Origin of the sequence: Paenibacillus sp. MBLB1832 (assembly GCF_032271945.1) — a bacterium.
In the GTDB taxonomy this organism is placed as follows: domain Bacteria; phylum Bacillota; class Bacilli; order Paenibacillales; family NBRC-103111; genus Paenibacillus_E; species Paenibacillus_E roseopurpureus.
This window is the reverse complement of the sequence record NZ_CP130319.1, coordinates 4,340,435-4,353,910: the sequence shown is the minus strand read 5'-3', so window position 1 is coordinate 4,353,910 and position 13,476 is coordinate 4,340,435. Positions and strand designations below refer to the sequence as shown.

The window sequence follows — 13,476 nt, the reverse complement described above, 5'->3', positions numbered from 1 at the left end:
ACATGGCTATTGCGACGAAGTATAAAATCAAAGCAGACAAACTCAATTTGTACTATGGGGAAAACCACGCCCTTCACGATATTGATTTAAACATTGAAACAGGCTCGATTGCTGCGTTGATTGGCCCTTCAGGCTGCGGGAAATCAACGTTTCTTCGCACGCTGAATCGGATGAATGATCTCATTGATTCCGTGCGAATCACAGGCAATGTTGCTGTTGATGGTCACAACATTTATGGGACAGAGTCTGATGTCGTTTCCTTGCGCAAACGCGTCGGTATGGTGTTCCAACGCCCGAATCCGTTCCCGATGAGCATCTACGATAATATCGCCTACGGACCGCGGATTCATGGCACGAAGAAAAAAGCTGTGCTTGATGAAATTGTAGAGCGCAGTTTGAAGCAAGCAGCATTGTGGGATGAAGTTAAAGATCGCCTCCACAAGTCAGCCATGGGGCTGTCAGGCGGGCAGCAACAGCGTTTATGTATCGCTAGATTGTTGGCTGTTGAGCCAGATGTTCTGCTTATGGACGAACCGACCTCTGCCCTTGATCCGATCTCAACGCTGAAAGTGGAAGAATTGACTCAAACGTTGAAAGAGAAGTATACGATCATCATCGTGACACATAACATGCAGCAGGCAGCGAGAATCTCGGATATGACCTCCTTCTTTCTTAACGGCTATTTGGTAGAAACAGATAAGACCGATAAGATCTTCACGAACCCGAACGATCAACGCACGGAAGACTACATTACGGGTCGTTTCGGCTAACAACAATAGAAGGAGAGATACGCATGGACGCCAGACCAGGATTTCATCAATCATTGGCCTTACTACAGCAAGAGCTGCGCAATATGGGAGAGAGCGTAGAGGAATTAATTTATAAATCAGTGGAATCATTGGCGAAGCTGGATGAAAACACGGCCCAGCAAGTCATCCTTAAGGATGATCAGATTGATGATTATTTAACGACAATCGATGAGTTGTGCTTACGACTCATTGCCTTACAGCAGCCGATGGCGAGCGATCTTCGGATTATCGGAACAGCGCTGAAAATCGCAACGGATTTGGAACGAATCGCGGATCACGCAGTGGATATCGCGAAGATTACGATTCGTTTCTCTGGCGAGGAACTCGTCAAACCACTGGAAATCATTCCTCAAATGGCGGAAATCGCCATTGAAATGCTGCATGAGAGCCTTCTATCGTATACAGAGAGGGATGTACATAGAGCGGCATCTCTCGCTGAGAAAGATGATAGGGTTGATAAACTGTACAGCACGATTATGCAAGAAATCATGGGGATGATGGGAACGGATTACAACCGTAATCGTCAACTGACTCATTTGCTGTTCGTTGCGCACTTCTTAGAGCGCGTAGCGGATCATACGACGAATATTGGCGAAGGCGTGATCTATATGGTCACAGGCAAACGTAAAGACTTGAATGTGTAAGTAAAAAGGCAGTTCCTCCTTGTAGGTTCATCTACATGGTGGAGCTGCCTTTTTGGTTCATCTGCAACTGCACGTGCTACCGAATCGGGAAACGAATCACGAACGTAGTGCCGTTCGGACTAGAGTGTACTTCGATCGTAGCTTGGTGTCTTGCCGCAATACTATAACAAATGGCTAAGCCGAGACCTGTCCCTTCGTCTTTCGTCGTGAAGAAGGGCCGCCCTAATTTCTCCAAGTGTTCGGCCTTAATGCCCGTACCTTGATCAGCAATGAGGAGAACAACATGTTCGGCTTCTTGATAGGTATTGATCGTCAATGTGCCGCCAGCTTGCATCGCTTCAAGCCCATTCATACACATATTCAGGATGAGTTGGCGCATTTCCTTATCGTCTAGCTGAATCAACGGGCAAGGACCGAATTGCGGATTCACGTGCTTGCCGGACATGACAGCCTCGGCCTGAATTAACGGCATGAGACTTTCAATAATCCGATTCAAGCTCTCAGGACGCTGATAGGACTGTTTGTTCTTAGCAAGCGAGAGATATTCGGTAATAATCTCGTTGGCTCTATCCAATTCCTCCAGCATGATAGGGATGTATTCTTTTTGCATATGACGGTCATTTTCCCGAAAAAGCTGCAGGAAACCGCGAATTGTCGTCATAGGATTACGTATCTCATGGGCAATCCCTGCGGCCATTTCTCCGACCAGATTCAATTGCGCTAAGCGCGCCATTTCCGTTTCGAATCGCAGACTCTCCGTTATATCCACAGCTACTTGGAGCAAACAGCTTTCATCTTCGATATCAATAATTTCCGTGGAGAGAAGGGCGGTTCGAATCTCACCGCTTTTCGTTTCGTATCGCACTTTCTCATTGCGCACAATATCCCCTGTTTGGGTTCCATTATTCAAATCTACACGCAAAAGATCCAGGGTTGTTCCGATAACTTCGTCACCATAACCCGTATGCTGTTTCCAACTTTCATTCACATCGATATACGTGAGATCAGGAAGACGACGAATGGCCATTAAGGAGGGGGAGAGGATAAACATTTTCTTGAAATGTTCCTGGGAGTTCATTAACTTCTCATGGGCGTCCACCAACTCGGAAGTTCGTTCTTCCACCCAATTTTCTAACAACACATTTTGTTGAATTAACTTCTCCTCAGCTTCAGCTAGTTTCCGATTTGTTTCTTCAAGATCCAATGTTCGTTTATGTAAAAGCTCGCTTTGATATTTAAGTTTCTGATGGTTCAAATGCATATTAACGAAGCCATCGACCTTCATGCGAAGCATTTTGGGATGGACAGGCTTAAATAGATAGTCGATGGAACCTACGTGGTAGCCGCGCAGCACATGCTCGATGGAAGTGCTCAGGGCAGTTAAGAAAATGATCGGGATATCCTGACAAGCTTTGCGTTGCTTGATCAACTCGACCGTTTCGAATCCGCTTAGACCAGGCATTTGTACATCCATCAGAATGACAGCGATATGGTCGGCAGGCTCTTTTAATAAATAGCGCAATGCTTCCTCCCCCGATTGCAGCGAGATCACATCATAGGAAGAAGAGGCTAAAATACTATTAAGTGCCAGCAAGTTTTCATAGCGGTCATCTACCGCCAAGATTTTTACTTGATGTTCCATCGGATGTCCTTTCTGTGCTTGTACAGCCTGTACGCACCTTACTTTCCTCTCTTTATTTTTTCGAGCAAAAAGTGCAATTCCCTCTTTTTTCGTCAAACTCTTTACATACATTTTACATATGGATAATAAAGCCGCTCATTTGATCTGATAGACTGAGAGTAGAGGCATATTAAACTAAGGGATGATGACATGGGCACACAGTCAGACGTATTCGAACAGTTCCAAACCATATTACGAGAACAACGTATCCATGCTGTTTACCAACCGATTATCTCCCTTCACGACGGTGGCGTGATGGGCTATGAGGCGTTGAGTCGCGGACCAGAACATAGTCCCTTTCACTCACCGCTAGAGATGTTTCAATTCGCGGAGCAGCAGGGGGAACTCTACAAACTTGAGCAGCTAGCGCGAGAGAAAGCGATACAAGGATCGATTCTCGAGCATGAGCAGCAATTATTGTTTATTAATATTTCATCGCATGTGTTGGAAGACCCCGGATTTGTCCCAGGCAAAACGTTGGAGATTTTGCAGAAGTTTGGACTGCGCCCAAACAACGTCGTCTTCGAAATTACAGAACGAAGTTCCATCGAGGATTTCACCTTGGCCAAGAAAATATTGGCCCATTACCGCATGCAGGGATATCGCATTGCGATTGATGACGCTGGAGCGGGTTATTCGTCCTTGCAAGCCATTGCCGAGCTGCAGCCTGATTTTATCAAAATTGATCGCTCCCTCATCGAGAACATTCACCGTAATAAGGTAAAAGCCTACATACTCGAAACGTTCGTGACGTTTGCGCAGAAAATGAATATTTCATTGATCGCCGAAGGCATTGAACAGGTTGAAGAGCTGGCCAAATTAACGCAGATGGGGGTTCATTATGCACAAGGGTATTTGCTGGGCAAGCCTGCCTTAACAGCAGCCAAAGTGCAGGATACGCTTAGAACGATTATTTGGCAGCATCGCAACGTACAAGGAGGCAATATGACTTGGCATATCGGTGGCTTGAAAACACCTGTGGGCATTTTTCATACGAAAGTATTGATCTCCGAAGTTGCCGATTATTTTAAAAGAAATCAAGAAGCCGTTGGCGTCGTTATTGTGCAGGACGATTGCCCGAAGGGGCTTGTCATGCGTGATCGGCTGTTTCAGCATTTGGCGGGGCAATATGCCTATTCGCTGTACTGGAACCGGACCATTGACAGTGTTATGGATGCTTCGCCTTTGATCGTGGATGAGCAGGTGGCCGTTGAACAAGTATCCCTCTTGGCGACTTCACGCGCGATCAACCAGCTGTATGATTTGGTCATTATAACGAGCGATGGCAAAATGGCAGGAACGGCTTCGATTCGAACCATTTTGGAGAGCATCACGAATGTGCGCATGGAGTCTGCGCGCGTGGCGAATCCACTGACTGGACTGCCTGGTAATTTGCAAATAAATCGGGAATTGAACAAGCGGATCAAGGAAAATGAAACGTTCCATGTGATTTACGCGGATCTGGATTACTTCAAGTGGTTTAATGATCGATTTGGATTTCAAAAAGGGGATCAGCTCATTCAGTACACCGCGGATGTGATGCAGCAGGCGATTGCCTTTTATGGCACGCCGAACGATTTTGTGGGGCATGTGGGAGGCGACGATTTCATCGCCATTTCGACGACGTTGGCGCCAAAGCTGTTATGTCAGGAGATGATTAATCGCTTTGAGTCGGGGGTGCGCATGTTCTATGAAGATGTGGAATGGGAGTATGTCTTCGATCGCAGCGGTAACCAAGTGAGAAGCGAGGGGGTCACGCTTTCATTATCACTTGTGATATGCAGTTGTGAAACCCCCATTTCCCTCGAACACATTTCACAAACAGCAGCGCAATTGAAGAAGCAGGCCAAGGCGCATAAGGGCAGCATTTACTGTTTCCAGGCTCTCGGCAGCCAGAGTCCGATCGGGATCTCTTCATCAGAACGTATAGATTAGCTGTTTAAAAGAACGTACGATAATGACCTTCTGTTTGCCGATGCGCCTCTCCGAAATTTTTTTGATATTCCCCGGATGTATCCACACGGCGTCCATTCCCGTTGATGCGGCGCCCACCACATCATTTCGCCATGAATTTCCGACCATTACACTTTGGCTGGGAACGGTGCTCATCGCTTTAATAGCTCCCTCAAAGATAGCGGGATGCGGCTTACGCGGACCGTCATTCTCCGATGTGAATAACCGTTCCTGATCAAACCATGGCGATAACTTCATTTTCTCCAAATTGCGTTGCAGACGCTTCCGATTCCCATTCGAAATAATCGCTAGTTTGTACTGCCGAGACAGCGCTTCTAACGTATCCTCCACCCCAGGGAATAAGGCGACAAAGTGATCCTCCCGTTCCTCAACTTGATTGAAGAAAGCTCTTGTGAATGCAGTATTGACACTAATAGGATAAGGCTGCAGCGCCCGAACTAAACAAATATGGCGTAATTCATCAGGGGAGATGGGACTTCGAATGGGGGTTTTGCGATGGCGGCTCCATTCCGACTTATAGCTGAGCAAGGATTCTTGTGCACTCATTTTGATGTCGTCAGCGTCCCAGCGAGCCGTGAAATCTTGCATCACCTCCTGAAAAGCGGAATCAAAGCATTGCCTGCGGTCGAGGATGGTATTGTTCATATCGAAAAAAATGACCTTTTTACGCGCAGGTGAGAAAAAAGGGCTCATACGGAGATCCTCCTTTTGAAGACCGGGCCATCCTAACGTGCTTCCTTACATGTTTATGTAGGGAACCGTTTTTTTATTTTAATTTCGTATGCTATGATGAAGGAAGTATGTCTAAAATTGGGGTGGAACTTATGGATAAGCTTATTATTATTGATGGGAACTCAATTGCGTTTCGTGCGTTCTATGCGTTGCCGCTGCTCAGCAATTCTAGCGGATTACATACCAATGCGGTCTATGGTTTTACAACCATGCTGCTCAAGTTAATTGAAGAAGAAAAGCCAACCCATTTCCTCGTTGCATTTGATGCGGGGAAAATCACGTTTCGACATAAAGAATATACCGAATACAAAGGCGGCCGCGAGAAAACGCCATCGGAGCTTTCCGAGCAATTTCCTTTGATCAAGGAACTGCTGAAAGCTTTCAAAATCCCGCAATTCGAGCTGTCTGGCTATGAAGCGGACGATATCATCGGCACACTGACGAAAGCGGCGGATGAGAAGGGTGAGAAGGTCCTGCTCGTTTCAGGAGATAAGGATATGCTGCAGCTTGCGTCTGATCACGTTACAGTAGCGATTACCCGCAAGGGAATCAGCGAGATGGACCGATTTGATCCAGAAGCGATTAAAGAGAAATACGGCCTCACCCCGAATCAAATTATTGATTTGAAGGGTCTCATGGGCGATACGTCCGATAATATTCCAGGTATCCCTGGTGTAGGTGAGAAGACCGCACTTAAAATGCTGCATGACTTTGGCACTGTCGAAGAGGTGTTAGCGAACACAGCAAGTCTGAAGGGCAAAATGAAAGAGAAAGTAGAAGAGCATGCTCAGAGTGCGATCATGAGCAAGGAATTGGCGACCATCTACCGTGAAGTACCGATGGAAACCGCTTGGGAGACATTCCGATACGATGGATTCGATGGACAAGCATTGTCCAGTATGTTCCGTAAATTGGAGTTCAAATCGCTGCTAGAGAAGCTGGATTTCGGTGCTGGCAGCGCGGAGCCTGAAGTAGAGCTGGTTGTGGAGAGTCTGGAAGCTGTTGCAGTGACAGAAGATAACATTACTGCGTTGATTTCCAAATTGGATGATCATGCGGCAATCCATGTCGAGGCCGTTGGTGAGAATCCGCACCAAGCTGTCATGGTCGGAATTGTGTGGTTCATCGACGATGGTGTTGGGAATAGATCCTACTTTGTGCCGTTCGCTTTGTTGCAAAGTGAGGCAGGGCGACCGCTGCGCGATTGGCTTGGCGATGCGTCCAAGAAGAAGCAGCTCTTCGACCTGCACCGCGCGCAGCTGGCGCTGGCTTGGCAAGGTATCCACCTCGCGGGGGTGGATTTCGATGTGCTGCTGGCCGCGTATCTCCTCGATCCGACAGAGTCGAATCTCACGCTGAGCGGCCTGTCTGTGAAGTACGGTCTGCCGTCCGTGAAGGCAGACGAGGATGTGTTCGGCAAGGGCGCGAAATTCCGCCTGCCGGAACTGGCTGCGCTTAGCGACCACTTGGGTCGCAAAGCGATGGCGATGGCGCGCATGGTGCCCGTGCTGCGCGATGAATTGGAGAAGGGCGAGATGCATCGCCTCTTCTACGAGCTTGAACTGCCCCTCTCCGGCGTGCTCGCGGAGATGGAGATGCGCGGCATCGCCGTGGATGCCGAAGGGCTTAAAGCGCTCGGCGTGGAGCTTGGTAAACAGCTGGACACGATCATGTCCAGCATTTACAAGCTCGCCGGCGTCGAGTTCAACATCAACTCGCCGAAGCAGCTCGGCGAGATTCTGTTCGAGAAGCTGGGACTGCCAGCTTCGAAGAAGACCAAGACCGGCTACTCGACAGATGCCGAGGTGCTTGAGCGTCTGGCCCCATACAACGAAGTTGTGGGGCAGATCCTGCATTACCGCCAGTTAGCGAAGCTGCAGTCGACGTACGTCGAGGGGCTGCTTAAAGAGGTGCGGCCGGAGACAGGTAAGGTGCATACCTATTACCGACAGACGATCGCCGCTACGGGTCGTCTCAGCTCCCAGTTCCCGAACCTCCAGAACATCCCGATTCGTCTGGAGGAAGGGCGCAAGATCCGCAAAGTATTCGTCCCATCCGAGCCTGGATGGTACATGCTTGCTGCGGATTACTCCCAGATCGAGCTGCGCGTGCTAGCGCACATCTCGCAGGATGAGAAGCTGAAGGAGGCTTTCCTTCAGAATATGGACATTCATACGAAGACGGCGATGGACGTCTTCGGCGTAGAAGAAAGCGCTGTTGACTCCAATATGCGTCGTCAAGCAAAGGCCGTTAACTTCGGTATCGTTTACGGGATCAGCGATTATGGTTTGTCTCAGAACTTGGACATTACCCGTAGGGAAGCCGCTCAGTTCATTGAACAGTATTTTGCGGTATTCCAAGGGGTTCGCAAATATATGGATGACATTGTGAAAGATGCACGCGCCGACGGCTATGTAACGACCTTGCTGCAGCGTCGACGTATGCTTCCTGAAATTACGCATTCGAACTTCAATATCCGTTCCTTCGCGGAACGTACCGCGATGAACACGCCGATTCAAGGAACGGCTGCGGATATCATCAAGCTGGCGATGGTGCAAATGGCGGATCGATTGGCCAAAGAAGGGCTGAAAAGCCGCATGCTGCTTCAAGTACACGATGAGCTCGTGTTCGAAGTCCCAGCAGATGAGCTGGAGACGATGAAGCTGCTCGTGCCTGAAGTGATGGCAGCAGCGCTGAAGCTGGATGTACCGCTGCGTGCGGACGTTGACTTCGGACTCACGTGGTATGACGCGAAATAATCGTATGGATTGTTTTAAACTTTAATGCGAATGCTTACGAAGCCAGTTTTCTTCGAAAACTTTTAGGAGGTGGACACCTTGCCTGAATTACCAGAGGTCGAAACCGTCAAGCGCACGTTAAATGAATTAATTCGTGGGAAAACGATCGCCCACGTGACCGTCAGGCTGCCTCGAATCATTCAGAAGCCTGATGATATACAACAATTTGAGACTTTCTTACAGGGCCAAACGATAGAAAGCATCGAACGCAGAGGCAAGTTTCTTCGTTTTGTGCTGACCGATTATGTGATGGTGTCTCATCTACGCATGGAGGGCCGTTACGGCCTCTATGACGGCGATGACGAGTTGGAGCCACACACTCACGTCCTATTCCGTTTCACAGATGGAAGTGAATTGCGGTACAAGGATGTCCGTCAATTCGGTACGATGCACCTCTTCCCGAAAGGGGAAGAACTGACATCGCCGCCACTAGTTAAGCTCGGAATTGAGCCTTTGGATGAAGCGTTCACCTTCAAAGCGTTCAAAGCCCAGATTGCTCATCGCGCCACGAAGATCAAGCCGCTGCTGCTGAACCAAGCATATATTGTGGGCATTGGGAATATTTATGTAGACGAGTCCCTCTTCTTGGCAGGCATTCACCCCGAGCGGGAAGCGAAATCGCTGAGCAAGAAAGAGTTGATGGGGCTGCATGAGGCGATCGTTCGTACATTACAGGAATCTGTTGATGTTGGCGGTTCTTCGATTAAATCGTATGTGAATGGACAAGGCGAAATCGGCCTTTTCCAACATCAATTGAACATTTACGGTAGAGGGGCGCAGCCTTGCAAAACGTGCGGCACTGAAATCGTCAAAACTGTTGTCGGCGGCAGAGGGACACATATTTGTCTGAAGTGCCAGCCAATCAAGCAGGGCAATTCCCGAAAGAAGTCTGAGAAATAGGCACATGAAGCGTATCCTCCCCATATGATATGGAGTACTTAGCCTAGATGAACAGCTCGCTGAGCTTGTGTTTAGGTATAACGCTTAGGAGGGTTCGTATGCTCCCTGTCATTTCTCTGCTTATTTTGGCCTTTGCGGTCTCACTAGACGGGTTCGGTGTTGGCGTGATGTATGGGCTACGTAAGATCCGCATACCTCTGATTTCAATTGCGATTATTTCGCTCTGGTCTGGCATTATTGTCTTCAGTTCGATGCAGATCGGCGTTCTTATGTCTTCGTTCATGTCTCCTTCCATTGCGCGGCGAATCGGCGCAGTCATTCTGATTGGTATCGGAATCTGGGCACTGATCCAAACCAAGCAAGATCAGAAAGCGCAATTGAGTTCCGAGTCGGGCGTGCTTTCACGAGAAGAAGCCGCAGTTAGCAGCATGTCGTATCCTAATTCGCATAACCATGCGGGTGTGGCGGAGCCGATTACGTTTGACACGCTGCAACGAACGAAAGAAATTGTGAATATTGAATTGAAACGATTCGGTCTTGTGATTCAAATCCTGCGTACACCTTCCATTGCGGATGTTGATAAATCAGGTAATATCTCAGCTTCCGAGGCCACATTACTCGGTTTAGCGCTGTCTCTGGATGCGTTTGGCGCGGGGATCGGCGCAGCGCTTATCGGTTTTGTTCCTCTTTTAACAGCATCGGTCATCTCGCTTTCCAGTGGTTCTTTGCTTGCGATTGGTTTGCGAATCGGATTTCGTTACGCGGAAATGAGCTGGATGAAGAAGCTGTCAATTTTTCCAGGAATCGTCCTTATTGTGATGGGGCTTATGAAAATGATATGAAAACCCGACTTTATGAACACGCACTATAATCGATCTTCATGTTTAAATACGTTTAGGAGAGGTCGCCTTATGAATATCGGTCTAACAGGTGGCATTGCCTGTGGAAAAAGCACGGTTAGCCGCATGCTCGTTAGCCGCGGTGCTCTATTAGTAGATGCGGACCAGATCGCTCGAGACGTTGTAGAACCTGGCAGTCCTGTTCTCGAACAGGTTGCCTCTCACTTTGGACAAGTTGTGATAGGCTCAGATGGGTCTTTACAACGCAAGAAACTAGGCGAAATTATCTTCGGTTCCCCAGAAGCGCGCAAGCAGCTGGAGGCGATTCTACATCCTCCGATCCGCGCCCGCATGCGTGAACAAATGACGTCGTATGAACTGGAGTACCCCACAAAGCTCGTCGTGGTGGATGTTCCTTTACTTATAGAATCTAATTTAGTGTCGATGTTTCAAGAAATTATGGTTGTCTACGTACCTCGTCCTGTGCAATTGGAACGGTTGATGGCGCGCGACGGCTTATCCTTAGAGACGGCTCAGCTTCGACTGGATGCGCAGATGTCCATTGAAGAGAAACGTAAAATGGCGGATGTGGTCATTGATAATAGCGGCACTTTGGAAGAAACCAACAAGAGGGTTGAGCTGTTTTGGGCAGGGAAGGGATTAGCATGACGTTTTTTCGGAAAAAGCGAATGTTTGCACTTCTGCTAATCGCTTTTGTCATGATTCTCTTCATGAATAGCGCGATTATCGGCAGAAAGCTATACCCAATCTATTTTCAGCAGGAAATCAGGCAGAGCGCGGCGAAACACAATATAGACCCGTTTCTGATTGCAGCTATCATCCGTGTAGAAACGAATTATAAATATCATTTGGAATCAAGCAAAGGTGCTTTAGGGCTTATGCAGCTCATGCCAGAAACGGCGGAGTGGATTGTGGAGTCTTCGGATTTGGGGCCTCTTACCCAAGATGATTTGCTTCGTGCTGACATTAACATCTTATTGGGATCGTGGTATGTGAATTGGTTGATCAAGCATTATAATGGCAATGTCGTGTACGCGATCGCGGCGTATAACGCTGGTCAAGGCAATGTGAATAAATGGAAAAATAATGGTGTGTGGGACGGGACGAATACCAATATTAGTGATATCCCGTTTGGGGAAACGAGGCATTATGTACAGCGTGTACTGTACTACTATGAGAAATATACGATGTTGTACCGGGAACAATGGGGGGGAGAAACAAACAAAGAAGCATTGGACTAGCTCCGAATGGAGCGAAGAGTCCAATACTTCCCATTGTGCAGAATCTATAACTGGTTAGTCCAAGATTACTTGAATTGACCTGCTAGAGATTGTTCTGCAATTTGTACCAGGCGACGAGTAATGCTACCACCAATAGAACCAGTGTCACGAGAAGTCATGTTGCCATAGTAGCCATCTTGTGGGATAGCGATACCTAGCTCCTGAGCTACTTCGTATTTCAACTGATCCAAGGCTGCATTTGCTTGTGGAACGATCAGAGTATTGCTGCTGCGTGAGCTCATGTCTGTTCACCTCCTTGTCGGTTGGTAAATCTATTGTGTGCAGTACGCTGAGTTTCAAGACATGTAACATCTGGTAAAGAAATGTCCATGAGAGAAAGGAGTGGAAAGCGAATGAAATGCCCATTCTGTGACCATTCTGGTACGAAAGTGCTTGACTCCAGGTCCGCCAATGAGAATAAATCCATTCGTCGCCGTCGTGAATGCGAGAAATGTGCAAGAAGATTCACAACCTTCGAAATGGTAGAAGAAACGCCTTTAATTGTGATTAAAAAAGATGGAAGTCGGGAAGAATTTAGTCGTGAGAAAATTTTACGGGGCTTAATACGAGCATGTGAAAAGAGGCCCGTTTCGATGGAGCGCTTAGAAATGCTGGTCTCAGAGGTTGAAATGCAGCTTCGCACGACAGCTCATGCTGAGGTTGATAGCCTTGGCATTGGTGAAATTGTGATGGAACAATTGTACCCTGTCGATGAAGTGGCCTACATTCGCTTCGCCTCTGTATATCGGCAATTCAAAGACATCAATATGTTTCTGAAAGAGTTGACACAAATTTTGGGAAAGCATGATACCGGGCTGCTTCGCGATAAATAGAAGTGTCTGGACAGAATTGAAAAAGCCGCTCGGCTTCGTGGCAAGATCACGAAGCTGGAGCGGCTTTTTGACAATTGTATAGATGCCTCCTCATGAGGGCTATGCAACGACAGAATAGGCATTGTTTTTTTTCGAAATGTGACAAAAAAATAAAAAAAGACTGCGGTTATCCCGCTGTCTTTCTCTAAATGATCCCGCATAACCCAATAAAAACGCGACAAATCGGAAATTTGAAAAAAAATTTATCTATAGACATCAACCGACTGTATTTTTGAATGGGATAAGGCATAATTCGGTTATTGAGTACGTTTGTCCAATTCACTGCGCAGAAAATGAATAAATCGAATCGCTTCCTCAGGTGTCAGAACGATGTTATCAAACGAAAAGGAGAACATGTCCAATAACTCACTCTCTGGAAGATGCAGATGATCGATCAACTGTTTCACGTCTTGACTCATGTGACCATCGATGACTACTTTATCCATGATGCAGATTTTCCTCCTTTGTCGTTCTGTCAATATCGGACGGAGGGCGGTAGCTGGCAAACATATTGAACACCTTGAGATGGGCTTCTGTCATACCTAGGTGTAGGTGCCAAATTAGTCCCTGTAGCTTTGCGTCACCATTTTTCAATGGTTTTGCCTTTATCGTACCGATATACGCGTATATCCAAACTATATCATAGGTTATAGTGTTTGACATGCCCCTATTATATGAATTCGAAGGATGGTTGAGACATATGTCCGTCATGAACCCTATTTCTGGTCAAATCTCGAAGGAATTGGATATTGTTAAAGTTGCGAATGAGCTTGGGATCGATCATGAACGATTGTTGGCCTATGTGTACCAGCGATATGAAGCGGTGAAACCATCGGACGAGTCGGAAAGCGCAAGTGTAGTTGATTCGAATTAACACATAGATGCATGGAAATTATAGAAGCAAAGAAGCACCACAACGTGTGCGT

At 47.4% G+C, this 13,476-nt stretch carries 14 protein-coding genes and 1 riboswitch; of the genes, 10 read left to right on the top strand and 4 right to left on the bottom strand.

Features of this window, described 5'->3' with window-relative positions:
- The first annotated feature begins 2 nt into the window (after positions 1-2).
- Together pstB and phoU are read left to right on the top strand one after the other, a co-directional pair.
- Positions 3-770 carry a phosphate ABC transporter ATP-binding protein PstB gene (gene pstB / locus MJB10_RS19535; protein ID WP_314797423.1) on the top strand — a complete coding sequence of 256 codons (768 nt, stop codon included), beginning with the start codon at positions 3-5 and terminating at the stop codon, positions 768-770.
- A 23-nt stretch (positions 771-793) separates the two neighbouring features.
- Entirely contained in the window at positions 794-1,453 is a 660-nt protein-coding gene (gene phoU / locus MJB10_RS19530) for a phosphate signaling complex protein PhoU (RefSeq protein ID WP_314797422.1), read from the top strand.
- Between the two features lie 76 nt (positions 1,454-1,529).
- Here the strand turns inward: phoU and MJB10_RS19525 are convergent, their stop codons facing one another.
- The gene (locus tag MJB10_RS19525; RefSeq protein ID WP_314797420.1) at positions 1,530-3,095 is read right to left on the bottom strand and encodes an ATP-binding response regulator; all 1,566 of its coding nucleotides are present in this window, start codon (positions 3,093-3,095) and stop codon (positions 1,530-1,532) included.
- A 189-nt stretch (positions 3,096-3,284) separates the two neighbouring features.
- Here MJB10_RS19525 and MJB10_RS19520 point away from each other — a divergent pair, with 189 nt between their 5' ends.
- Positions 3,285-5,069 carry a GGDEF domain-containing protein gene (locus tag MJB10_RS19520; RefSeq protein ID WP_314797417.1) on the top strand — a complete coding sequence of 595 codons (1,785 nt, stop codon included), beginning with the start codon at positions 3,285-3,287 and terminating at the stop codon, positions 5,067-5,069.
- Here the strand turns inward: MJB10_RS19520 and MJB10_RS19515 are convergent.
- A complete protein-coding gene (locus MJB10_RS19515; protein ID WP_314797415.1) occupies positions 5,052-5,801 on the bottom strand; it encodes an HAD family hydrolase in 750 nt (249 codons plus the stop codon). The two genes, MJB10_RS19520 and MJB10_RS19515, sit on opposite strands and share 18 nt — an antisense overlap.
- A 131-nt stretch (positions 5,802-5,932) precedes the next feature.
- On the opposite strand from MJB10_RS19515, the gene polA reads away from it, so the two are divergent.
- From polA to MJB10_RS19490, 5 genes are all read left to right on the top strand, one after another.
- On the top strand, positions 5,933-8,599 hold the full coding sequence (polA, locus tag MJB10_RS19510; protein WP_314797414.1) for a DNA polymerase I: 2,667 nt from the start codon (positions 5,933-5,935) through the stop codon (positions 8,597-8,599).
- A 78-nt stretch (positions 8,600-8,677) separates the two neighbouring features.
- Complete coding sequence (mutM, locus tag MJB10_RS19505; RefSeq protein ID WP_314797412.1) at positions 8,678-9,538, top strand: DNA-formamidopyrimidine glycosylase; 861 nt, start codon at positions 8,678-8,680, stop codon at positions 9,536-9,538.
- Positions 9,539-9,636: 98 nt separating this feature from the next.
- Complete coding sequence (locus tag MJB10_RS19500; protein WP_314797410.1) at positions 9,637-10,380, top strand: MntP/YtaF family protein; 744 nt, start codon at positions 9,637-9,639, stop codon at positions 10,378-10,380.
- A 69-nt stretch (positions 10,381-10,449) separates the two neighbouring features.
- Entirely contained in the window at positions 10,450-11,046 is a 597-nt protein-coding gene (gene coaE / locus MJB10_RS19495) for a dephospho-CoA kinase (RefSeq protein WP_314797409.1), read from the top strand.
- The gene (locus MJB10_RS19490) at positions 11,043-11,639 is read left to right on the top strand and encodes a lytic transglycosylase domain-containing protein (protein ID WP_314797408.1); all 597 of its coding nucleotides are present in this window, start codon (positions 11,043-11,045) and stop codon (positions 11,637-11,639) included. The genes coaE and MJB10_RS19490 overlap by 4 nt, the downstream gene beginning before the upstream one ends.
- Before the next feature lie 65 nt (positions 11,640-11,704).
- On the opposite strand, the gene MJB10_RS19485 is transcribed toward MJB10_RS19490, so the two are convergent.
- The gene (locus tag MJB10_RS19485) at positions 11,705-11,920 is read right to left on the bottom strand and encodes an alpha/beta-type small acid-soluble spore protein (protein ID WP_314797406.1); all 216 of its coding nucleotides are present in this window, start codon (positions 11,918-11,920) and stop codon (positions 11,705-11,707) included.
- A gap of 111 nt (positions 11,921-12,031) precedes the next feature.
- On the opposite strand from MJB10_RS19485, the gene nrdR reads away from it, so the two are divergent.
- A complete protein-coding gene (nrdR, locus tag MJB10_RS19480) occupies positions 12,032-12,511 on the top strand; it encodes a transcriptional regulator NrdR (RefSeq protein WP_028557296.1) in 480 nt (159 codons plus the stop codon).
- Between the two features lie 296 nt (positions 12,512-12,807).
- Here the strand turns inward: nrdR and MJB10_RS19475 are convergent, their stop codons facing one another.
- Complete coding sequence (locus tag MJB10_RS19475; protein ID WP_314797403.1) at positions 12,808-12,996, bottom strand: hypothetical protein; 189 nt, start codon at positions 12,994-12,996, stop codon at positions 12,808-12,810.
- A gap of 45 nt (positions 12,997-13,041) precedes the next feature.
- A riboswitch (cyclic di-GMP riboswitch) is annotated at positions 13,042-13,164 on the bottom strand.
- Positions 13,165-13,250: 86 nt separating this feature from the next.
- Between MJB10_RS19475 and MJB10_RS19470 the strand changes: the two genes are divergently transcribed.
- The gene (locus MJB10_RS19470; RefSeq protein WP_314797402.1) at positions 13,251-13,424 is read left to right on the top strand and encodes a hypothetical protein; all 174 of its coding nucleotides are present in this window, start codon (positions 13,251-13,253) and stop codon (positions 13,422-13,424) included.
- Positions 13,425-13,476: the final 52 nt, after the last annotated feature.